Origin of the sequence: Actinomadura sp. KC06, assembly GCF_004348735.1 — a bacterium.
GTDB lineage: Bacteria > Actinomycetota > Actinomycetes > Streptosporangiales > Streptosporangiaceae > Spirillospora.
This window is the reverse complement of the sequence record NZ_SMKT01000015.1, coordinates 23937-45387: the sequence shown is the minus strand read 5'-3', so window position 1 is coordinate 45387 and position 21451 is coordinate 23937. Positions and strand designations below refer to the sequence as shown.

Annotated in this window: 19 protein-coding genes; 11 read left to right on the top strand and 8 right to left on the bottom strand. The window is 72.3% G+C overall.

Annotation, left to right across the window (positions count from 1 at the left end; translation table 11 throughout):
- The first annotated feature begins 1 nt into the window (after position 1).
- Both allB and alc read left to right on the top strand, forming a co-directional pair.
- Entirely contained in the window at positions 2–1300 is a 1299-nt protein-coding gene (gene allB, locus E1287_RS07815) for an allantoinase AllB (protein ID WP_131964162.1), read from the top strand.
- Positions 1297–2304, top strand: a complete 1008-nt coding sequence (alc, locus tag E1287_RS07810) for an allantoicase (RefSeq protein WP_131964161.1) — start codon at positions 1297–1299, stop codon at positions 2302–2304. The genes allB and alc overlap by 4 nt, the downstream gene beginning before the upstream one ends.
- Before the next feature lie 58 nt (positions 2305–2362).
- On the opposite strand, the gene E1287_RS44615 is transcribed toward alc, so the two are convergent.
- The 3 genes from E1287_RS44615 to E1287_RS07795 form a co-directional block, all read right to left on the bottom strand.
- Positions 2363–2596, bottom strand: coding sequence for a DUF397 domain-containing protein (locus tag E1287_RS44615; protein ID WP_207934073.1), 234 nt, complete (start codon positions 2594–2596; stop codon positions 2363–2365).
- 177 nt (positions 2597–2773) lie between these two features.
- Entirely contained in the window at positions 2774–4213 is a 1440-nt protein-coding gene (locus tag E1287_RS07800) for a S1 family peptidase (protein ID WP_131964160.1), read from the bottom strand.
- Positions 4214–4386: 173 nt separating this feature from the next.
- On the bottom strand, positions 4387–5004 hold the full coding sequence (locus tag E1287_RS07795) for a TetR family transcriptional regulator (RefSeq protein ID WP_131964200.1): 618 nt from the start codon (positions 5002–5004) through the stop codon (positions 4387–4389).
- A 244-nt stretch (positions 5005–5248) separates the two neighbouring features.
- On the opposite strand from E1287_RS07795, the gene E1287_RS07790 reads away from it, so the two are divergent.
- Positions 5249–6373: an acyl-CoA dehydrogenase family protein gene (locus tag E1287_RS07790; RefSeq protein ID WP_131964159.1), complete on the top strand. Its 1125-nt coding sequence runs from the start codon at positions 5249–5251 to the stop codon at positions 6371–6373.
- Positions 6373–7545: an acyl-CoA dehydrogenase family protein gene (locus tag E1287_RS07785; protein ID WP_131964158.1), complete on the top strand. Its 1173-nt coding sequence runs from the start codon at positions 6373–6375 to the stop codon at positions 7543–7545. The genes E1287_RS07790 and E1287_RS07785 overlap by 1 nt, the downstream gene beginning before the upstream one ends.
- Here E1287_RS07785 and E1287_RS07780 read toward each other — a convergent pair.
- Positions 7519–8982: a glutamate decarboxylase gene (locus E1287_RS07780; protein ID WP_131964157.1), complete on the bottom strand. Its 1464-nt coding sequence runs from the start codon at positions 8980–8982 to the stop codon at positions 7519–7521. The two genes, E1287_RS07785 and E1287_RS07780, sit on opposite strands and share 27 nt — an antisense overlap.
- A 100-nt stretch (positions 8983–9082) precedes the next feature.
- Entirely contained in the window at positions 9083–9748 is a 666-nt protein-coding gene (locus tag E1287_RS07775) for a TetR family transcriptional regulator (protein ID WP_131964156.1), read from the bottom strand.
- 172 nt (positions 9749–9920) lie between these two features.
- Between E1287_RS07775 and E1287_RS07770 the strand changes: the two genes are divergently transcribed.
- Positions 9921–11540 carry an MFS transporter gene (locus tag E1287_RS07770; RefSeq protein ID WP_131964155.1) on the top strand — a complete coding sequence of 540 codons (1620 nt, stop codon included), beginning with the start codon at positions 9921–9923 and terminating at the stop codon, positions 11538–11540.
- A 25-nt stretch (positions 11541–11565) separates the two neighbouring features.
- Here the strand turns inward: E1287_RS07770 and E1287_RS44610 are convergent, their stop codons facing one another.
- On the bottom strand, positions 11566–12819 hold the full coding sequence (locus E1287_RS44610) for a hypothetical protein (RefSeq protein ID WP_131964154.1): 1254 nt from the start codon (positions 12817–12819) through the stop codon (positions 11566–11568).
- Positions 12820–13063: 244 nt separating this feature from the next.
- Between E1287_RS44610 and egtA the strand changes: the two genes are divergently transcribed.
- From egtA to egtD, 4 genes are read left to right on the top strand one after another with little or no spacing between them, the layout of a single operon-like run.
- Complete coding sequence (gene egtA, locus E1287_RS07760) at positions 13064–14287, top strand: ergothioneine biosynthesis glutamate--cysteine ligase EgtA (protein ID WP_131964153.1); 1224 nt, start codon at positions 13064–13066, stop codon at positions 14285–14287.
- The gene (gene egtB / locus E1287_RS07755) at positions 14284–15621 is read left to right on the top strand and encodes an ergothioneine biosynthesis protein EgtB (RefSeq protein WP_131964199.1); all 1338 of its coding nucleotides are present in this window, start codon (positions 14284–14286) and stop codon (positions 15619–15621) included. The genes egtA and egtB overlap by 4 nt, the downstream gene beginning before the upstream one ends.
- Positions 15622–16356: an ergothioneine biosynthesis protein EgtC gene (egtC, locus tag E1287_RS07750; protein WP_131964152.1), complete on the top strand. Its 735-nt coding sequence runs from the start codon at positions 15622–15624 to the stop codon at positions 16354–16356.
- Between the two features lie 11 nt (positions 16357–16367).
- Positions 16368–17324: an L-histidine N(alpha)-methyltransferase gene (gene egtD, locus E1287_RS07745; protein ID WP_131964151.1), complete on the top strand. Its 957-nt coding sequence runs from the start codon at positions 16368–16370 to the stop codon at positions 17322–17324.
- Between the two features lie 12 nt (positions 17325–17336).
- Here the strand turns inward: egtD and E1287_RS07740 are convergent, their stop codons facing one another.
- Entirely contained in the window at positions 17337–18107 is a 771-nt protein-coding gene (locus E1287_RS07740; RefSeq protein ID WP_131964150.1) for an SGNH/GDSL hydrolase family protein, read from the bottom strand.
- A 268-nt stretch (positions 18108–18375) separates the two neighbouring features.
- Between E1287_RS07740 and E1287_RS07735 the strand changes: the two genes are divergently transcribed.
- Positions 18376–19533 (top strand): acyltransferase, encoded by a 1158-nt coding sequence (locus E1287_RS07735; RefSeq protein ID WP_165968920.1) that lies wholly within the window; start codon positions 18376–18378, stop codon positions 19531–19533.
- A 189-nt stretch (positions 19534–19722) separates the two neighbouring features.
- On the opposite strand, the gene E1287_RS07730 is transcribed toward E1287_RS07735, so the two are convergent.
- Positions 19723–20247, bottom strand: coding sequence for a cysteine dioxygenase family protein (locus tag E1287_RS07730; protein WP_207934072.1), 525 nt, complete (start codon positions 20245–20247; stop codon positions 19723–19725).
- 195 nt (positions 20248–20442) lie between these two features.
- Here E1287_RS07730 and E1287_RS07725 point away from each other — a divergent pair, with 195 nt between their 5' ends.
- Positions 20443–21450 (top strand): LacI family DNA-binding transcriptional regulator, encoded by a 1008-nt coding sequence (locus E1287_RS07725; protein ID WP_131964148.1) that lies wholly within the window; start codon positions 20443–20445, stop codon positions 21448–21450.
- Position 21451 lies beyond the last annotated feature (1 nt).

The window sequence follows — 21451 nt, the reverse complement described above, 5'->3', positions numbered from 1 at the left end:
CGTGGACGATCTCGTGATCAGGTCGCGCCGGGCCGTCCTGCCGGACGGTGAGCGTCCCGCCGCCGTGTCCGTCCGCGACGGCCGCATCTCCGCGATCGGTCCCTACACCGGCACCGGGATCGATCTGGGGGACGTCGCGCTGCTGCCCGGCCTGGTCGACACGCACGTGCACGTCAACGAGCCGGGCCGCACCGAATGGGAGGGCTTCGCGACCGCGACCCGCGCCGCCGCGTCCGGCGGCGTCACCGCGCTGGTCGACATGCCGCTCAACGCGCTCCCGCCGACCGTCGACCCGGCGGCGCTGGCGGCGAAACGCGAGGCGGCGGAGGGCGCGTGCGCGGTCGACGTCGGGTTCTGGGGCGGCGCGGTCCCCGGCAACCTCGCCGCGCTGCGCCCGCTGCACGACCTCGGCGTGTTCGGTTTCAAGTGCTTCACGTCCGACTCCGGCGTCCCGGAGTTCCCGCCGCTCGCGTTCGAGGAGATGCGGGCTGCGTTCCGGGAGATCGCCTCGTTCGGCGGGCTCGTCATCGTCCACGCGGAGGATCCGGCGTCGCTGACGTCGCCGTCGGGCGGCGGGTACGCGGAGTTCCTGGCGTCCCGTCCGGCGTCCGCCGAGCGGCTCGCGGTGGAGCAGGTCGTACGGCTGGCGGAGGAGACGGGCGTCCGCGCCCACATCCTGCACCTGTCCGCCGCCGACTGCCTGGACGTCCTCGCGAAGGCCCAGGCGGACGGGCTGCCCGTCACCGCCGAGACCTGCCCGCACTACCTCACCTTCTGCGCGGACGACGCCCGCGGCCCGGCGCACAAATGCTGCCCGCCCATCCGCGACGCCGCCAACCGCGAACTGCTCTGGCAGGGCCTGGCCTCGGGCGTCGTCTCCTGCGTCGTCACCGACCATTCACCCTGCACGCCGGAGTTGAAGCGCGGCGATTTCGCCACGGCGTGGGGCGGGATCTCGTCCCTCCAGCTGGGGCTGCCCGCCGTCTGGACGGCGGCGCGCGCACGCGGCCACACCCTGCACGACGTCGTCCGCTGGATGTCCGAAGGCCCGGCGGCGCTCGCGGGCGTCCCCGGCAAGGGCGGGATCGTCGTGGGGAACGACGCCGACCTCGTCGCGTTCGCCGCGGACGAGACCTTCACCGTCGATCCCGCCGCCCTCCGCCACCGCCATCCCGTCACCCCCTACGAGGGCCGGACGCTGACCGGGGTCGTCCAGTCCACATGGCTCCGCGGCGTTCCGGTGTCGGACGCGCCGCTCGGACGCCTGCTCAGTCGGCCGGAAGCAGCGGAAGCGCCATGACCGGTTTCAGCTCGCTGCCCGACCTGGCCGTCCGCACCCTCGGGGGCTCGGTGATGGCCGCGAGCGACGAGTCGTTCGCGGCGAAGGAGAACCTCCTCAACCCGTGGGCGCCCGCCTTCCGCCCGGAGACGTTCGGCCCGAAAGGGCAGGAGTACGACGGCTGGGAGACCGCCCGGCGGCGTGACGGCGGCCACGACCGGGCGCTGATCCGCCTCGGCCTCCCGGGCAGGATCATCGGCGTCGTCATCGACACCGCCTGGTTCAAGGGCAACTTCCCGCCGCACGCGTCCGTCGAGGCGTGCTTCGCGGACGGCCATCCGTCGCCCGCCGAACTGCTGGACGCCGACTGGGTCGAGATCGTCCCCAAGAGCCCGTTGGAAGGCGACACCGTCCACGAGTTCGCCGCCGCCGAGACCGGACGCGTGTTCACCCATGTCCGGCTCGCGATGTTCCCGGACGGCGGCATCGCGCGGCTCCGCGTCCACGGCCACGTCGTCCCGGACCCCGAGTACCTGACCGGGCTGACCGTCGACCTGGCCGCCCTGGAGAACGGCGCCCGCGTGGTCGAATGCTCCGACATGTTCTACTCGTCTCCGGACAACATGCTGCATCCCGGACTGGCCCGCAATCAGGCCGAGGGTTGGGAGACGGCCAGGCGGCGCAACAGCGGCCACGACTGGGCCCTGATCCGGCTCGCCGCCCCGGGCGTCATCAGGCTGGCCGAGATCGACACCACGAACCTGAAGTTCAACGCCCCGGCGGAGTTCGCGCTGACCGGCTTCGACGACCGGCGCACTCCGGCCCCGTCCTGGACGCTCCTTCCGCGGACCCGCCTTCAGCCCGACACCCGGCACCGCTTCCGGCTCTCCTCGCCCGAGGTCACCAGCGTCCGGCTCGACATCTTCCCGGACGGCGGCATCGCCCGGCTCCGCCTCCTCGGAGACCTCGCCCCGGACGCCGAGCAGGACCTCAGCTCCCGCTGGGACGCGCTCACCCGTCCCTAGGCATCCCGCGCATGAGCATGCCCCCGGCGACGCGTCGCCGGGGGCATGCTCATCCTGGTCAGGAAGCCTCGGTGGGGTCTTCCAGGAGGTCGTCGAACTCGCCGTCCTTGACGCCCGCGATGAAGGCGTCCCACTCGGCCTCGGTGAAGTAGAGGATCGGGCCCTCCGGGTTCTTCGCGTCGCGCATGACGACGGCCCGCTCACCGAAGTCCTTGTGCTGGACGGGGACGTCCTTGCCATCGACGAACTCGATGATGACCCCGTCGCTGAGGATCGGTTCCTGCTCGGTCACTGGCACACCTTCTCATCCTGGATCCGGCCGGTTCGTCCCGGCGCCGGCCGGCTCGGGCCGGGCGCATTTCGACGCCCAGGCTACTGGGGAAGGGGTGGACGGCACTTGAAAAGCATCCCCGGCCGCCCAAAAGGGGAGAGGCGGCCGGGGAAGTTTCTCGTGCCCTGCTACTGCGTATTACGGCTTGCTGAAGGCGAACGTGTACTCGCCGTTTCCGCTGTAGGCGTGGACGCGGTACCGGTAGGTGCCCGCGGCGCCGTTGTAGTTGATGCTCTCGTCGGGCGTCGGGCTGATCGAGTGCGCGACGGTCTGCCAGGTGGTCCCGTTCAGCTTCTGCAGGTAGACGTCGAAGTCGACGCCGTCGGGGCCGTCGAGGCACGCGGTGTGCGCGCCGGACGTCGTCGTCGTGTAGTTGCCGCTCGGCTGGTAGTCGCTGGCGCCGGACGTCAGCGAGTCCGTCACGCGGGTCTCGTGGCCGTCGCAGGTGCCGGGGCCGGGGCCGCCGTCCTCGGTGATGAGCTCACGGCCGTCCTGCGCGAGGATCTGCAGGACCTCGCCGACCGGGTTGAACCAGGTCTGGTCGCTGCTGTCCTGGCCGTTGTTGCAGCTCCCGGACGTCCCGGACGTGATGCCCTGCGCCTGCCCGCCCGTCTGGGTGAACAGCGCGCCGCCGGAGTCGCCGGGGTCGGCGCAGACGTTGGCGCGGATCAGGCCGGTGACGGTGCCCTCGGGGTAGTTGACGGTCGCGTTCCGCTGCTGGATGGGGCCGCACCAGATCCGCGTGTTGGTCGTGCCGCCCGACCGGCACACCTGGGTGCCGACGGGGGCCTCGGTCGCGCCGAGGATCGTCTCGTAGCTCCCGTCGTACTTGTTGACCTTGGGGGTGGGCGTCCACTGGCTGTTGGTGTCGACCCACGCGTAGTCGTTGCCGGGGAACGAGGAGCCGCCGAACGTGCCCTGCGCGACCCGGTTGGCGCCCTGCGTCGCCTCTCCGGTGTCGCCGCAGTGCCCGGCGGTCATGTACCCGCCCGTGACGGCGAACGCGACGGAGCAGCCGTACTGGGTCGTCCAGTACCGCTCGCCGCCGATGATGTCGTAGACGAGGCGGGGCTTCTCCGTCGAGCGGACGATGCGGACGGCCGACGCGTTCACGCCGCTGGCCTTCACGAAGCGCTTCGCGGCGGCCGTGCTGGACGCGTTGACGACGACGGTGTTGCTCTCGGCGTCGACGTACCACGAGGTCACGGACTTCGCCGCCGACCTGGAGTGCTTGTTCAGCTTCGCCAGCTCGCCGCCGAGCTGCCGTTCGCTGTACTTCACCACCTTCGGCTTGGCGCCGGCCGCCGTGATCGCGGCGGCGGTCGAGGCGTCCGTGGTGGCGACGACGACCTGGGAGCCGTTCTTCACCCAGGCGCCTCCGAACTCGGATCCGAGGGACATCCGGAGGTTCTTCTGAATGGCGGCGGTCTTTCCTACGGGACCGATGGGACGCGGCGTCTTTGCCGCGGCCTGTGCTTGCGTGGCCGGGGATGCCGTGTCCGCGAGCGCCGGGGTCGCCAGCGCTGCGGCCAGGCAGGTCCCGACCGTGATGCCCAGCAGCAGGTGTTTGCGGGCCATGTGAACTCTCCTGTGTGGGGGTGGGGGTTGGGAGAGGTGGGCGCCCAATGCCGGGACTGTAAGGCGGCGTATAACCCGCAGCAATAAATCGCTTCCAAGTGGTATTTCAATGTTGATTCGATACGAGTCGAAGGCGCCGGGACGGACGGTGGCCGTCCGTCACCGGGCGTTTTTCAGGCGTCGATGAGCAGGCGCGCGGCGGAGATCTCCAGCCGGGCCTGGATCTCCTCGGCGGTGGCGTTGCCGCGCAGCATCTCGATCATCTCCATCGTCCAGATGCCGGCGAGGGCGCGCGCGACGAGGCGGCGCGGGTCGTCGGCCGGGATGTCGCCGGGCGCGGTCTCCGCGGAGCCGGACGCGGTCTCCTGGGAGCTGGGCGCGGTCTCCGGGGTGCCGGACGCGGCGCGCAGGAGCAGCCCGGTCATCCGCTCGCCGAAGTCGGTCTTGACGTCCGACAGCAGCAGCGAGCGGATCAGCGCCTCCGCCAGCTCGGGCTCGCGCATCAGCCCGCGGGTGGCGCGCATCAGCACCTCGACCGCGCGCTGCGGCGGGTCGCCGGCGCGCGGCGGGCGCCGCTCGATGCTGCCTTCGAGGAGGTCGAGCTCCTCGCTGACGACGGCGACGACCAGGTCCATCTTGGACGGGAAGTAGCGGTAGAGGGTGCCGAGCGCGACCCCGGCCCGCTCGGAGACGGTGCGCATCTGCATGGCCTCGATACCGCCGCGGGACGCGAGCGCCGCGGCCGCCTGGACGATACGCTTGCGCCGCTGGTGCTGGCTCCGGGAGCGCACGCCCGTCTGCCGTGCGGGGCCGGCCGCCTGCCCCCGGGTCTCGTCCCCGGTCACTGTCGGCTCTGCGGTCACGGTCGATCCCTTCTCTGCGGTCGGTCGGTCACCCGGCGCGTCCCCCCAAGGATACAGCCCGCACAAGAACGTGTTATCAAATCGGCCGACCACGGTTGTGTGGCCAGATACCGCCCCTGGACACAGACTAGAATCTGTTCTACTTTCGCGTTGTCCGGAAGGGAGCGGATGGGTGGACTTCAACCTCGATGAGACCCGGCGGGAGCTCCAGGGGCTCGCGGCGGGCGTGCTCGGCCGCGAGGCGGCGCGCGAGCGGCTGGAGGCGTCCGAGCGGGACGGCGCCCCGTACGACGCCGCGACCTGGACCGCCCTCGCCCGGGCCGGGCTGCTCGGGGCCGTCCTGCCGGAGGAGGCCGGCGGCGCAGGACTCGGGCCGGTCGGGCTCGCCGTCCTCCTGCGGGAGGTCGGCGCCAGGACGGCTCCCGTCCCGGTGTACGCGTCGCTCGCGCTGGCGGCCGTCCCGATCGGACGGTACGGCACCGCCGCACAACGCGCCCTGCTCGGGCCGCTGGCCGAAGGAGAGACCGTCCTGACGGGCGCGTACCGCGAGACCGGCCCGCCCGGTGAGGTCACGGCGACGGCGCGGCGGGATGGCGACGGATTCGTCCTCGACGGTGTGAAAACGTTCGTGCCGTACGCGCGCGAGGCATCACGCATCCTTATCCCCGCCCGTGTCGAGGGTGACGGCATCGGCGTCTTCCTCGTGGAGCCGGCCGCCGTGACGATCACGCGGCAGCCTTCGGCGACCACCGAGCCGCTGTCACGCGTCGCGCTCGACGGCGTCCGGGTCGGCTCGGACGCCCTGCTCGGCGGAACCGCCGACGGCGCCGCCTGGGACACCCTGCGCCGCACGGCCGTCGCCGGAGCGGTGGCCGTCGCGTCCGGCGTCATCGAAGGCGCGCTGGAGCTGACCAAGGAGTACGTCAAGACGCGCGAGCAGTTCGACCGCGTCCTCGCGCAGTTCCAGGCGGTCACCATGCAGATCGGCGACGTCTACATCGCCAAGCGCGCACTGGACGTGGCCGTCTGGGCGGGCGCGTGGCGTCTCGCGGAAGGCGCCGCCGACACCGACGAGGTCCTCGCCGTCGCCTCCTACAACGCCTGCGGCCCCGTCGTGGAGGCGCTCTACACCTGCCAGCACCTGCACGGCGGCATCGGCCTGGACGTCACGTATCCGCTGCACCGCTACTTCGCCTGGGGCAGGCAGTACGCGCACCTGCTCGGCGGCGCCGACGACAGCCTCGACGCGCTAGGCGAGCTTCTCGCCCGGGGCGAGCCGCTCCCACAGGAGGCGTGATGTTCATCGACCTGACCGACGAGCAGAAGAAGCTCCGCGCCGAACTGCGCGAGTACTTCGAGAACTGCCTCGACGAGGACCAGCGCGCCGCCATCCTGGACGACCCGTTCGGCCCCGCCTTCCTGGAGCACTGCCGCCGCCTCGGCCGCGACGGGATGCTCGGCGTCGCGCTGCCGAAGGCGTACGGCGGCCGCGGCTACGGCCCGGTCGAGCAGACGATCTTCGCCAACGAGATCGCCCGCGCGGAGGTCACCTACCCGCTCATCACGCTGAACTCCGTCGCGCCGACGATCCTGCAGTACGGGACGGACGCGCAGAAGGAGTTCTTCATCCCGCGCATCCTCGCCGGGGAGTGCCACTTCGCGGTCGGCTACAGCGAGCCCGGCGCGGGCACCGACCTCGCCGCGCTGCGCACCACCGCCGTCCGGGACGGCGACCACTACGTCGTCAACGGCCAGAAGATCTTCACGTCGGCCGCGCACACCGCCGACTACGTGTGGCTCGCGGCCCGCACCGACCCGGACGCGAAGAAGCACAAGGGCATCTCGATGTTCATCGTCGACTGCAAGGATCCCGGCTTCTCCTGGACGCCGATCATCACGATGGACGGCCGCCACCACACCAACTCGACGTACTTCCAGGACGTCCGCGTCCCGGCGGACATGCTGATCGGCGAGGAGAACAAGGGCTGGGACCTCATCGTCAACCAGCTCAACCACGAGCGGGTCACGCTCGGCCCGGCCGGGAACATCGGGCACGTCCACGTCCGGTTCGAGCGCTGGGCCCGCACCACCGCCGGGCCGGACGGGCGGCCGCTGATCGAGACGCCCGCCGTCCGCCGCGCGGTCGCGAGGGTGTACGCCTACCTGCGCGTCAACGAGCTGCTCAACTGGCAGGTCGCCGCGAACCAGGACCTCGGCTGGCTCGGCGCCCCGGACGCGTCCGCCACCAAGATCTACGCCTCGGAGCGGGTGCAGGAGGTCGGCCGGATCGTCGGCGACGTCCTCGCCCGGTACGGCGACCCGGGCGACCCGGAGACCGCGGCGTTCGTCGAGGCGACCGACCGGCTCGCCAAGGGCGCGCTTGTGCTGACGTTCGGCGGCGGCGTCAACGAGATCCAGCGCGAGCTGATCGCGATGATCGGCCTAGGGCTGCCGAGGGCGCCGCGCTGACCCGGCCTTCTTCGGCGCGCTGGCCTTCTTCGGTTCGGTGCCGTGCGCGAAGCCCGCGCCGTCGGGGTCGGCGGCGTGCCGGCGCGGCGCGTCCTGCGCGCGCAGCCGGGGCAGGACGCGGCGCAGGTCGTCCAGGAGCAGGTCGGCGAGGTCGTGGCTGAACCCGTTGCGGACCACGACGCGCAGCACCGCCAGGTCGGTGCGGTTCTCGGGGAAGGTGTAGGCGGGCAGCAGCCAGCCGCTCTCGCGCAGCGCCGCGGACACGTCGAACACCGTGAACCGGTCGGCGTCGTCCTTGACCCGGAACGCGAACACCGGGAGGTCGCCGCCGTCGGTGAGCGTCTCGAACGGGCCGAGCCCGGCGATCTCGGCGGCGAGGCGGGTGGCGACGTCGCGGCACGTCCGCTGGACGCGCCGGAACCCCTCGAACCCGAGCCGGAGGAAGGTGTAGTACTGCGCGACGACCTGCGCGCCGGGACGGGAGAAGTTCAGCGCGAACGTCGGCATGTCCCCGCCGAGGTAGTTGACGTGGAAGACCAAGTCGTCGGGCAGCGCGTCCTCGTCGCGCCACAGCACCCAGCCGACGCCGGGCATGACGAGGCCGTACTTGTGCCCGGAGGTGTTGATGGAGGCGACCCTCGGCAGCAGGAAGTCCCACCGCAGGTCCGGGTCGAGGAAGGGGGCGATCATCGCGCCGGACGCGCCGTCCACGTGGATCGGGACGTCCACGCCGGTCCGCCGCTCCAGGTCGTCGAGCGCGGCGGCGATCTCGGCGACGGGCTCGTAGCTGCCGTCGAACGTGGATCCGAGCACGGCGACGACCCCGATCGTGTTCTCGTCGCACAGCTCGGCCGCCTCCCGCGCGCCGAGGTGGAACCGGTCGCCCTCCATCGGCACGTAGCGGGGCTCGACCTCGAAGTAGTCGGCGAACTTCTCCCAGCAGATCTGCACGTTCACGCCCATGACCAGGTTGGGCCGGTCGGCCGGCTCGCCCGCGTCGCGGCGGCGCTTCCGCCAGCGCCGCTTGAGGGCGAGCCCGCCGAGCATCGCCGCCTCGCTCGACCCGGTCGTGGAGCAGCCGACGGCGCGGCGCGGGTCCTCGGCGTGCCAGAGGCGGGCGAGCATGTGGACGCATCGCAGCTCCAGCTCGGCCGTCCGCGGGTACTCGTCCTTGTCGATCATGTTCTTCTCGGCGCACTCGGCCATCAGCCGCAGCGCCTCCGGCTCCGCCCACGTCGACACGAACGTGGCCAGGTTCAGCCGCGCGTTCCCGTCCAGCATCAGCTCGTCGTGGACGATCTGGTACGCGGTGCCCGGCTCCATCTCCCCGGCCGGAAGCGCGTACCGGTGGATCCGCAGCGGCTCGCGGCTGAAGACCGGGTTGACCTCCAGGTCCCGGCCGCCGTGCCCGTCGTGCCGGGGATGCTTGAGTGCCATGCCGCCGACCTCCTCCGCCTCGGCACGTGGCCGGGACGTCCCCGGCTGCGCACGAGGTACCCGCCGCATCGCGTCCCACACGGGACGGTGCCGGGAGGCGTCAGTCGCGCGGCGGCTCGTTGAGGCCGCCCTCCAGGATGTCGAAGGCCCGGTCGACCGCCTCGGACATCGTGCCGAACGTGCCGGGGTGGCGGCGCAGGGCGTCGGCGGCGGCCTGGAAGCCGCAGGTCGCGGCGCCGGCGATGACGTGCGGGCGCAGGTCGGTGGCCGGGTCGAGGCCGAGCCGCGCGCCGACGACCTCGGTCAGCAGCGCCTGCTTCTTCTGCGCGTGCTCCAGGCTGCCCGCCATGAGGGCTGGGCTCTCGCTCATCATGGTGAACATGCATTCGAACCGCTCGGGGTCGAAGCCGAGCTCGCCGCGCTCGCAGGCGCGGGCGATCTCCACCACGGTGTGGCGCAGCGCCGTCATGATCGGCTCGTCGGCGGGGCGGGCGGCCAGCGCGTCCATGACCGCCCGGGTCTGCTCCTCCTGGAAGGTGAGCGCGACGTCCTCTTTCGAGGCGAAGTAGCGGAAGAACGTGCGGGACGAGACGTCCACGGCGTCGGCGATCTCCTCGACGGTCGTGGCGTCGAAGCCCTTCTCGGCGAAGAGGGAGAACGCGGCGTCGACGAGCGCCTCCCGGGTGCGCTGCTTCTTGCGTTCGCGCCGGCCCGGGGGCTGGGGTCCGGGACCGGGGGTGCCGGTCTCGGGGGCGGTCGCGGTCATGTGCGAAGTGTAGCCACGTTGTCATCCCGAGCCAAGCGTCACCAGGTGACCAATGTCGTGAGATGAATCATGTCGCACTGCGACGAGCGGCGTTTGACGACAAGTGTCATCTCGTGACAGTTTGATGCGCGTCACAACGAAGCTCGCCCACATGCCACCTGGAAGGTCGCTGATGACTCACTCCACGGGCGCCGAGACGCTCGAACCCGGACCCGTCCACGCACCGCCGCGCGACCGCGCGCGCGGACGTCCCGCACGATCCGGCCACGGCCATCCCTGGCTCACGCTCGTCGCCGTCGCGCTCGGCGTGATGATGGTCGGGCTGGACGCGACCGTCGTGGCCATCGCCAACCCCGCGATCGCCAAGGACCTCGGCGCGAGCCTGTCCGGCCTGCAGTGGGTCACCAACGCCTACCTGCTGGCGCTCGCCGTCTCGCTGATCCCGGCCGGGAAGATCGCCGACCGGTTCGGACGCAAGCGGACCTTCCTGGCGGGCGTGATCGGCTTCGCCGTCTCCTCGGTGCTGATCGGCCTGTCCGGCGGCCTCGGGATGGTCATCTTCTGGCGCGTCGTGCAGGGCTTCGCGGGGGCGCTCCTGCAACCGGCCAGCCTCGCGATCCTGCGCAACACCTTCCCCGCCGACAAGCTCAACACCGCCATCGGCGTCTGGGGCTCCACGGTCGGCATCTCCATCGCGGGCGGCCCGATCGTCGCCGGCGTCCTGGTCGAGAACGTCAACTGGGAGTCGGTGTTCTTCCTGAACGCCCCGCTCGGCCTGGTCGCGCTCCTCGTCGGCCTGTGGGTGATCCGCGAGTCCAAGGACGAGGAGGCCGCGGGCTCGTTCGACCTGCCCGGCGTCGCGCTGCTCACCGGCGCGCTGTTCGCGCTGGTCTGGGGCCTGATCAAGGCCGGCGAGGACGGCTTCGGCGACGCGGTCCCGCTGGTGTCGTTCGCCGTGTCGGTCGTGCTGTTCGCCGCGTTCGTCTGGAACGAGCTGCGGGTCGAGCGCCCGCTGCTGCCGCTCGGGCTGTTCCGCTCGGTGTCGCTGTCGGCCGCGACCGGGCTCATCGTCCTCGGCTTCTTCGGGATGTTCGGGACGGTCTTCTTCATCACCCTCTACCTGCAGCAGGTGCACGGCATGAGCCCGGTGGACGCCGGCGTCCGGATGCTGCCGATGACCGGCGTGTTCATCGTCGCCTCCCCGCTGGCGGGCGCGCTGACCAGCCGGTTCGGGCCGAGGCTGCCGCTCGTGCTCGGCATGGGGTTCACCGCCGCCGCGATGTTCGGGCTGTCCCGCATCGGGGTGGAGGCCCCCTACATCGAGCTGTGGCCGTGGTTCGTGCTCGTCGGGCTCGCGTTCGGGATGGTCATCGTCGCCGGGACCGAGGCCATCGTCGGCAACGCCCCCGCGCACCTCGCCGGCGTCGCGGGCGGGCTCCAGCAGACCGCCGCGCAGCTCGGCGGCGTGCTCGGCACGTCCGTGCTGGGCGTCCTGCTGTCCACCAAGGTCGGCGACGTGCTGTTCGGACGTCTGACGGACGCGGGCGTGCCAGGACCCGCCGCGGAGCAGCTCGCGGGCCAGGGCGGGATCGTCTCGCAGGGCGTCGCGCCCGTCCCGCCGGGGACGTCCGGTCCGGCCGCCGAGGCCATCACCACGGGCAGCCACCTCGCGTTCATGGACGGCTTCCAGAACGCCCTGACGGTGGCCGGCGCGGTCGCGGTCGTCGCGATCCTCGCGGCGCTGCTCGTCCGGCGCGGCAGCACCCCGGTCGACGGCCCCGCCGCGGTGTGACGAGCGGCCGGGACGCCGGGGCGGGTCAGTCCTGGCCCGTGTTCGGTGACGGGGCCGGGTTGGTCGTGGGGCTGGGGCTCGGCGTTCCCGGGTCCTCCGCCGGCGGATCCGTGGGCGGGTCCGTCGGCGGGTCGGTCGGAGGATCCGTCGGCGGGTCCGTGGGCGGGTCGGTCGGCGGGTCCGTCGGGTCCGGGGGAGTGGTCGGGTCCGTCGGCGTTCCGGTGGGCTCCCTGTCCCCGGGGGAGGGCTCCCCGGACGGGGACGGCGTCGGCGACGGGGAGGCCGTCGCGCCCGGGACGCCGCGGTCCCGGCGGGGGTCGGCGTTCGGGTGCGGGGTGCCGGGCGTCCCGCTCGGCACCCGCTCGGTTCCGGTGAGGCCGGGCACCGGGTCCTGCGGGGCGGGGCCGGTGCTCACGGACGCCGGGTTCGTCTGGGCGTTGCTCGCCGTCGGGACGAGCGAGGTGGACCCGCTCTCCTTGGCCGACGGCCACGAGATGAGCAGGCCGGCGACCGCCGCGGCAGAGGCGGCGACGCCCGCCGCCGCGCCGAGGCCCTTGGAGACGCCGCCGGTCAGCCCGCGGCGCGGGCCGTCCGCGGCGCCGCGCGGGCGGCCGTCCCCGGGACGGGCCCGCTCCGCGCCGATCACCACGAGCGGGCTCGGGGCGGCGACGCTGGGCAGCGGCCGGACGGCCTCCTCCTCGCAGACGGCGAGGACCCGCTCGCGCAGCCAGCCGGGTGCGCCGGACGGCGCGCGGCGGGCGAGGAGCTGCGGGAGCCGGCCCTTCTCGAAGGCGGAGATGAGGTCGAGCCGCGGCTCGGTCGTCCCGCGCATGAGGGCGTCGAGGACGGAGCGCTCCAGGCGCGTCCGGGCGGCGTTGAGAAGCTGTGCGACCGTGTCGGGCGCGATGCCGACGACGAGGGCGATGTCGTGCGGTTCGAGCCACTCGCCCGCCCACAGCAGCAGCACCTCGCGGTGGTCGGAGCGCAGGCCGCCCGCGGCGCGCAGCAGCGGGTCGGAACCGGAGAACAGCGGTGCCCCGCCCGCGCCGCTCGGACCGCCCGCGGGACCGGCGCCGGTGAACGCGCCGCGCTCGGCGCAGGCCGTCCGCGACAGCGAGTACAGCCACAGCACCCGGTCGCCGCGCGGCGGATGGTGCACGGCCGCGGTGAACGTGTCGCCGACGGCGGCCGCCGCGAGCCGGTCGCCGACGAGCGACCAGCAGTAGGCGTACAGGCGGTCGGCGTGCGCGTCGTAGAGCGAGCCCATGTCTCCGCGCATGTCGGCCTCCTGTTCCTGTTCGCGCCCGGTCCGCACTACCTGGCTGACGGGACTCTAGCGCTTCCGGTCAATGCCTGAGAAGTCAGGGATTGGGCGATACGTCGATTAGCACGGTAGGTAACGGAGAAGCATGCGGACAGTGACGTTCACGGAGATTTAAGGAAGTTCACGAAATTCTTCGGATTCCTGATCCGGTTAAGCAGGGAAGATTCGAACCCGTTATCGAATTATGCGGGGAGTGATCGTGGCCCGGATGACCGTTGACGATGTCTACCAGCACATTCGCGGCGTCTGCTTCAAGACCGGACCGCCCGGGCTCGTCGGCGCGGAGACCGAGTGGCTCGTCGTCGACGCCGCCGATCCCGCCGCCCACGTGGCCGGCGACCGGGTGCGCGCCCTCGTCGCGGACGCCGGGCCGCCGCCCGGCGAGAGCAGGGTGACCTACGAGCCGGGCGGGCAGGTCGAGCTCAGCTCCGCGCCGTTCGGCAAGCTCGGCGACCTGCACGCGGCCCTCGACGGCGACATCGCGCACGTGCGGGACGCGCTCGCGCCGGACGGCCTCGCCCTCGCCGGGCACGGCGTCGACCCCGTCCGGCGGCCGCTCTTCCAGGCCGACCATCCGCGCTACGCCTGCATGCGCGACTACTTCCGCTCCGGCGGCTTCACCGACGCGGGCCTGGCGATGATGTGCTCGACGGCGTCCGTCCAGGTCAACCTGGACATCGGCGCCGACGACCCGGACGCGTCCCGGCGCTGGCGGCTCGTGCACGCGCTCGGCCCGGTGCTGGTCGCCGCGTTCGCGAACTCGCCGCTGCGCGCGGGCCGCCGCACCGGGATGCGCTCGTCGCGCCAGGGCATCTGGACGGAGCTCGACCCGTGCCGCACGCTGCCCGTCCTGCGGGACGGCGTGGACGGCGACCCGGCCGAGGCGTGGACGCGGTACGCGCTCGACGCCCGCGTCATGCTCCTGCACACCGCGGAGGGCGAGTGGGTCACCGATCCCGGGATGTCGTTCCTGGAGTGGCTGGCCAAGGGCGAGCCCGGCGAGGAGGACCTCACCTACCACCTGAGCACGCTGTTCCCGCCCGTCCGGCCGCGCGGCTGGCTGGAGCTGCGCATGATCGACGCGCTGCCCCCGCCGTTCTGGCCCGTCCCCGTCGCGGTCGCGACCGCGCTGCTGGACGACCCGGCCGCGTCGCGCGCCGCGGAGGCCGCGGCGGAACCGGTGGCGGACCGGTGGGCGGAGGCCGCCCGCCGCGGGCTGTCCGACGCGCCCCTGGCCGCCGCCGCGCGGGCCTGCTTCGCCGCGGCGCTGGACGCGCTGCCGCGGCTCGGCGCGTCCGGGCTCGTCCCGGCGGTCGAGGAGTACGCCCGCCGGTACGTCGAGCGCGGGCGCACCCCCGCCGACGACCCGCCGTCCCCGGCCCCCCGGCCGTCCCAGGAGGAGGATTCCGCATGGTCCCGATGAGCGCCCCCGGCTCGATCGCGGAAGACGAACTGAAAGAACTGATCGCCGCTGAGCTCGGCGCGGTGCGGGACCGCAGCTTCGGCCTCACCACCGACGTCCTCGCCGGGGACGACCTCACCGGCCAGGTGTCGCCGCTGATGTCGCCGCTCGTGTGGGACCTGGCGCACGTCGGCAACTACGAGGAACTGTGGCTGCTGCGCGCGGCGGCGGGCATCGAGGCGATGCGTCCCGAGATCGATGACCTGTACGACGCGTTCGAGCATCCGCGCGCCGAACGGCCGTCGCTGCCGCTGCTGCCGCCGGAGGAGGCGCGCTCCTACATCGGGACGGTCCGCGCCAAGGTGCTCGACTCGCTGGCGTCGGTGCGGTTCGACACGGCGAATCCGCTGACTTCGGGCGGGTTCGTGTACGGGATGGTCGTCCAGCACGAGCACATGCACGACGAGACCATGCTGGCCACCCACCAGCTACGCAAAGGCACCCCCGCGCTACTCGACCCATTGGCCGAGCCTCTCCAGAACGGCGGCGGGGCCTCCGGAGTGGACGAGGTGCTGATCGAGGCCGGTCCATTCCAGATGGGAACGTCCGATCATCCGTGGGCGTACGACAATGAGCGTCCGGCGCACATGGTGGACGTTCCCGCGTACTACATCGACGTGGAGCCGGTGACCAACGCCGCCTATATCGCGTTCATCGAAGCCGGCGGATACGACGACCCGCGCTGGTGGGACCCCGCCGGATGGGAGTGGCGCACCAGCAGCGGCAAACGCGCCCCCGCGTTCTGGTCCCGCGAGGGCGGGCAGTGGCTGCGGCGCCGGTTCGGACGGACGGAAACCGTCCCGCCGGGCGAGCCCGTCCAGCACGTGTGCTGGTACGAGGCGGACGCCTACGCACGCTGGGCCGGAAAGCGCCTCCCCACAGAGGCCGAGTGGGAGAAAGCCGCGCGCTGGGACCCCATCGCAGAGCGCTCCCGCACGTTCCCGTGGGGCGAGCACTACGCAGACGGCCACGCGAACCTCGGGCAGCAGATGCTCCGTCCGTCCGAGACCGGCGCGTACGCGTCGGGTGCCTCGGCGTACGGAGTCAGGCGGATGCTGGGGGACGTGTGGGAGTGGACGTCGTCCGACTTCCACGGCTACCCCGGCTTCCGGTCGTTCCCCTACAAGGAGTACTCGGAAGTCTTCTTCGGCCCCGAATACAAGGTGCTGCGCGGCGGATCGTGGGCGACGCACCCGCTCGCCGTACGCGGATCGTTCCGCAACTGGGACTACCCCATCCGCAGGCAGATCTTTTCCGGTTTCCGCTGTGCCCGGACCCCACGGGAAGGGTCCTGAATGTGCCGCCACGTTGGCTACCTAGGGCCTGACCGGACGCTGCACTCCCTCGTCTACGACGGCGAGTACTCCCTGGAGACCCAGGCGTACGCGCCGCGCATGACTCAAGGGAACCTGCTCAACGCCGACGGGTTCGGCGTCGGCTGGTACCAGGACGGTGCGGCCGTCCGGTTCCGCCGCGCCCAGCCGCTCTGGACGGACCAGTCGTTCCACGAGATCGCCGGGGCCGTCCGGGCGTCGTGTGCGGTCGCAGCCATCCGGTCGGCGACGGTCGGGTTCCCCGTGGACGAGTCGTGCGCGCAGCCGTTCCGCGCCGGGACGTGGCTGTTCAGCCACAACGGCAAGGTCGAGGACTACGGCGCGGTCGAGTCCAAGCTCCGCGACCTGACCGGAGACGTCTCCGGCGTCCCGGACGCCCGCGCCCCGGTCGACTCCGCGCCGCTGTTCGCGCTCGCCGTCCGGTACTGGCGGGAGGGGATGCCGCTCGGCGAGGGGCTGGCCGCCGTCGTCGCGGCCGTCGCCGCGCTCTCGCCCGGCCGCTACAACCTGCTCGCCTCCGACGGGACGTCGCTGGCCGCCACGACCTGGGGCGACTCGCTGTTCGTCCGCGAGGGCGACGGCGAGATCCGCGTCGCCTCCGAGCCGCTCGACGGCGACCCGCGCTGGACGCCCGTCCCCGACCGCTCCCTCGTCACCGCCGGGCTCCCGTCCGGCATCACCATCGCTCCCCTCTGAAGGAGAACCACGTGGACCGGTTCCTGACCGCCGACGACCTCGCCAAGACGCTCCGCCAGGACGTCCGGGACGGGCTCGCCGGCACGCCCAAGACCCTGCCGCCCAAGTGGTTCTATGACGAGCGCGGCAGCGCGCTCTTCGAGGAGATCACGAAGCTGGAGGAGTACTACCCGACGCGCCGCGAGCGGGAGATCCTCCTCGCGCGGGCGCCCGACATCGCCGCCGCCACCTGCGCCCGGACGCTCCTGGAGCTCGGCGCGGGGTCGGGGGAGAAGACCCGGCTGCTCCTCGACGCCCTCTCCGGCACGCTCCGCTCGTACGTGCCGGTGGACGTCAGCGGCGACTTCCTGGAGGACGCCGCGGCGGGCATCGCGGCCGACCATCCGGGCCTCACCGTCCGGACCGTCGTCGCCGACTACGAGCAGCACCTGCACCTGCTGCCCGGCGGCGAGCGGCGCCTCGTCGCCTTCCTCGGCGGGACGATCGGCAACATGCCGCCCGCCGAGCGGATCGGGTTCCTCGGCGGCGTCCGCGCCGCCCTCGCCGACGGCGACTTCCTGCTGCTCGGCGCCGACCTCGTCAAGGACGCGGGACGGCTCGTCCGCGCCTACGACGACGCCGCCGGGATCACCGCCGAGTTCAATCGCAACGTCCTGCACGTCATCAACCGGGAGCTGGACGCCGACTTCGACCCGGACGCGTTCGAGCACGTCGCCGTCTGGGACGAGGCGGAGGAGTGGATCGAGATGCGGCTGCGGTCCGTCCGCGACCAGGACGTCCGCGTCCGCGGCCTCGACCTCGCGGTGTCGTTCGCGGCCGGGGAGGAGATGCGCACCGAGATCTCCGCCAAGTTCCGGCGCGAACGCCTCGAATCCGAGCTGGCCGCGGCCGGGATGGAACTCGCCGAGTTCTGGACGGACGCGGCGGGGGACTTCTCCCTCGGCCTGGCCCGTCCGACTCCCGGCTAGGACCCGCGGACGCTAGGACTTGCGGACGGGGCGGTCGAGGCCCAGCCGCGTCAGGTCCGAGACCAGGCGGGTCGCCACGTAGCGGTGGCCCGCCGGGCTCGGATGGGTGCGGTCCCGCTTGATGTACTGGGCCGCGTTGCCCGTGCCCGCCGTCCGGTCCCCGGTGATCCACCGTTCGCCGATGGGGTCGACGAACGGGACACCGAGCTGCGCGGCGAGGTTCCGCAGCGCGTCCCGGACGGCGACCGCGCCCGGCAGCGGCGTCTCCGAGCCCCACAGCGGGCCCATCAGGACGACGTGCGTGCCGGGCCAGCGCTGCCGCGCCCGCTCGATCAGCAGATGCGCCGCCGCCGCGACCTGCGGCGCCGGGATGCGCCAGTCATTGTGCCCGCCGGACACGATCAGCATGTCGGGCGCGGGCCGCCAGCCGAGCTGGCTCTCGAACAGGCCGAGGTAGGCGGCGCCCGCGCTCGTCTTGACGAACCCGGCGCCCGCGCGGCCGCCGACGACGACCTGCCAGCCCAGCAGCCGCGCCGCCGCGGACGCGAACGTCTCCTCCGGCTCGACGCCCCGGTCGCCGACCGTGTAGCTGTCGCCGAGGAACATCACCACGGACGGGCTCTTCGCGGGCTTCTGCCTCTCACCCTGCCCCGGGCCGTCGGCCGCCGCCTGCCGGTGGACCGAGCCCCGGAACACCGAGCAGCCCGACGCGGACACGGCCGCCGCCAGGCTCAGGCACAGCACGAGAGTCGCCGCGCCGCGTCGGGCGCGGCGAGATGTCATCGAGGGCCACCCATCGTCCGGGACGATTCTTCCAAGCACATCAGATTGTCAAAGAACATTCAGTCGTCCGGGGGAGCGTCAAAGTTCTCGGAGGTTGCACCGCATCCTACTGATCCGGCGCACGAATAGTGACGGGTCTGGCACGGCGTGGCGGACCGATGCGGCGGGCTCACGCCGCGGGCGCGCGTGGGGGAATCGCGGCCTCGCCTACATCTGCCGTTCATCTCCCGGCTCGGGGCGGGAAACCTGGCGCCGAAAGGGTTCCGCGGTGACTCGACGGGAACGGCTCCGCGAACTCGACCTCCTGCGCTTCCTGGCCGCACTGGCGGTGGTGCTGTTCCACTTCACCGGTTTCTGGGGCGAGGGGGCGTGGCCGGAACCGGCACGCGACGTCTTCCCGGAACTCGCGCCGATCGCCCGGTTCGGTTACCTCGGCGTGGATCTGTTCTTCGTCATCAGCGGATTCGTGATCCTGATGAGCGCGTGGGGGCGCGGGCCGGGGGAGTTCGGGATATCGCGGCTCGTCCGGCTGATGCCCGCGTACTGGGTGAGCGTGCTGCTCGGCGCCGTCATCTACGGCGTCTTCCGGCAGGGGAACGGCGTCCCCGGGCTAGTGCTGCCGAACCTGACGATGCTCCAGGGCGGACTAGGGCTGCGGAATGTGGACGCCGTCTACTGGACGCTCTGGGTCGAACTCCACTTCTACGTCCTCGCCGCGATCCTCGCGGCGATCGGCATCACCTACCGCTCCTGCCTGGTCTTCATGGCGGCCTGGATGATGGGCGGCCTGTTCGCCGACGAGGCCGGCAACAAGCTCCTCCAGGTGATGCTGGTCCCGACATGGAGCCCGTACTTCATCGCCGGAATGGCGTTCTTCCTCATCCACAGATTCGGGCCGACGCTCCTGCTCTGGGGATATGTGGCCGCCTCCTACCTGCTCGCGCTGCGCTGGGGCGCCTGGCGCGCCGAGAACGCGTTCAAGAACGCGGACGAGGTCGTGGTCAGCGCCGTCATCACCGGAATCTTCATCGTGATGGCCCTGGTCGCGACGGGTCGGCTGCGATGGATGCGGTGGCGGGGGCTGACCGTTCTTGGGGCGCTCACGTATCCGCTGTATCTCGTCCATTCGCAGCTGGCGCTTCCCCTGCTGGACGCGATCTATCCAGGGCTCAACAGATGGGCGGCGCTCGCGGTGGTGGTAGGCGCGTCCTTGCTCGCCGCCTATGCCGTGCACCGTCTCGTCGAACGTCCGGGCGCCGCATGGATGCGGACCCGCCTGCACGCCGCACTGGAACCGATCCGTTCTTCCACGCCCTCTCCCATGACCAAGCTGAACGGTCATGGCGATCGGGGTGGACGCGGCGGCGATGGCCTCAACGGCGGTGAGCCTCACGATCGCACCCCGGCCGATGCGGTGCGCCGCTGAGGGCGCGTTAGCAGGAGGCGTCGTGGCGTGAGAATTTCGCGGGCGGTGTGACATGTCGGCGGGGACAGGCGCTGAAGGGAATGTGGGCGTCCGGCCGATGTGAGCGGGCTTCGGCCGGGCGCACCGCCTCCGGTGGGCTCGTCTCCCCCGGTCGGGCCCACCGGAGGTTCCATCCCCCGGGGCGGCTCGTCAGGACGGACCCTCCGGCGGCCGCAACTCCTCCGTGTAGTCGACCGTCAGGCGGCGCATGACGCCCGATTCGTCGATGGTGTACTGGCCGAGACGGGTCAGCGGCGGCGAATAGGCGTGGATGGAGACGCTGGCGTCGTCCACGCCCGTCAGCCGGTGGATGTGGTCGGGGCCGAAGCAGAACGACCGGCCCTCGCCGACCAGCGTGCGCATGGGGTCGCCGCCGATCCGCGGGTTGTTCTCCTCGATCGCCCCGGCGACGACGCGGACGGCGCCCGACGACACGTCGTGGTCGTGCCAGCCGGTGTCGTTCTCCGGCGTCCAGCACAGGAGCCAGACGTCCACGTGCTCGTCCCGGTAGAGCGAGGCGTAGTGGCGCCGGCCGCCGGGGAAGGCGACGTGCTGCCGCCACAGCCCGGGGCGCTCCGCGAGGCCGTCGACCAGCGCGCGCAGCTCGCGCTTGTCGAGCGGACGGCCGGGCGGGCCCTCGAAGCCGGCGGGGCGGGACAGGACCTCGGACGACACGGGTTCGCTCCTCTCGATCGCTCGTCGTCGCCCGTTCGTCCGAACGCGTCGGGCGTCATGGCGAACGGGCTGCACACAGGCACTGAACCGTATCAGTGAACCGCATCAGTTAACCGTTTCAGTGAATCGGTTCAGACATCGTCCCGTCAAGTGGGGTCCGCCGTTGTGTCAGTGGCGGCGATTAGGGTTGGGTGGATGTCGGAGAAGCGCAAGCGCGCGACCATCCGGGAAGTGGCGCAGGCGACGGGGCTGTCGCCCGCGGCCGTGTCGTACGCGCTGCGCGGGATCCAGACGTCCGAGGAGACGCAGGAGCGGGTCCGCGCGGCGGCGGACGAGCTCGGCTACGAGGCCCACCCGATCGCGCGGGCGCTGGCCCGCGGCCGCACCGACCAGGTCGGGCTGCTGTGCGGCTCGCTGGAGGACTACTGGCAGCAGTCCCTCGCGGTCGGCATCGGCCGGGCGCTGCTGGCCCGCGACCGCTACGCCCTGATCGTGGACGCGGGCGGCGACCCCGAGCGGGAGCTGGCGCTCGCCCGGCGGCTGCGCGACCAGCGGGTGGACGGCCTGATCGTCCAGCCGCTCGACCCGTCCGCCGCGCTGTGGACGGAGCTCGCCGGCACCATCCCGGTCGTGTCCATCGGCGACGCGCTGCACGGCGGCCAGGCGCAGGGCGAGGTCGTGTTCGACAACCGGCGCGGCGTCACGCTCGCGCTGGAGCACCTCCGCGGCCTCGGGCACCAGCGGGTCACCGTGTTCACCCCGACCGGCGCGAGCACCCCCGACCGCCCCGCCGACGTGCACGTGAACGCCGAGGCCGAACGGCTCGGCCTGCGGGTGGACGTGGTCGTCGTGCCGCAGTCCCTCGCCGCCTCCACCGACGTCGCCATGCGGGTGCTCGGCGGCGCCGACCGCCCGTCCGCCGTGTTCTGCTTCGCCGACTCGATCGCCTACGGCGTCTACGCCGCCACCCGCGAGCTGGGCCTGGCCGTCCCCGGCGACGTCGCGGTCTGCGGGTACGACAACCATCCGATGTCCGCGCTGCTCACCCCGCCGCTCACCACCGTCGACTGGGACATCGACGGCATCGTGCACTCCGCCGTCCGCCTCGTCGTGGACGTCATCGACGGCAAGCCGCGCAAGCGCCGCGTCGTCCGCGAACCGTCCCTGCGCGTCCGCGCCTCGACCGGCGAACACCCCGGCTAGG

Bases quoted from the DNA above. Each gene is read 5' to 3' on its own strand.
- alc (WP_131964161.1), top strand. From the start codon at position 1,297: ATGACCGGTTTCAGCTCGCTGCCCGACCTGGCCGTCCGCACCCTCGGG.
- E1287_RS07800 (WP_131964160.1), bottom strand. From the start codon at position 4,213: ATGGCCCGCAAACACCTGCTGCTGGGCATCACGGTCGGGACCTGCCTG.
- E1287_RS07785 (WP_131964158.1), top strand. From the start codon at position 6,373: ATGTTCATCGACCTGACCGACGAGCAGAAGAAGCTCCGCGCCGAACTG.
- E1287_RS07780 (WP_131964157.1), bottom strand. From the start codon at position 8,982: ATGGCACTCAAGCATCCCCGGCACGACGGGCACGGCGGCCGGGACCTG.
- E1287_RS07775 (WP_131964156.1), bottom strand. From the start codon at position 9,748: ATGACCGCGACCGCCCCCGAGACCGGCACCCCCGGTCCCGGACCCCAG.
- E1287_RS07770 (WP_131964155.1), top strand. From the start codon at position 9,921: ATGACTCACTCCACGGGCGCCGAGACGCTCGAACCCGGACCCGTCCAC.
- E1287_RS44610 (WP_131964154.1), bottom strand. From the start codon at position 12,819: ATGCGCGGAGACATGGGCTCGCTCTACGACGCGCACGCCGACCGCCTG.
- egtB (WP_131964199.1), top strand. From the start codon at position 14,284: ATGAGCGCCCCCGGCTCGATCGCGGAAGACGAACTGAAAGAACTGATC.
- egtC (WP_131964152.1), top strand. From the start codon at position 15,622: ATGTGCCGCCACGTTGGCTACCTAGGGCCTGACCGGACGCTGCACTCC.
- E1287_RS07740 (WP_131964150.1), bottom strand. From the start codon at position 18,107: ATGACATCTCGCCGCGCCCGACGCGGCGCGGCGACTCTCGTGCTGTGC.
- E1287_RS07725 (WP_131964148.1), top strand. From the start codon at position 20,443: ATGTCGGAGAAGCGCAAGCGCGCGACCATCCGGGAAGTGGCGCAGGCG.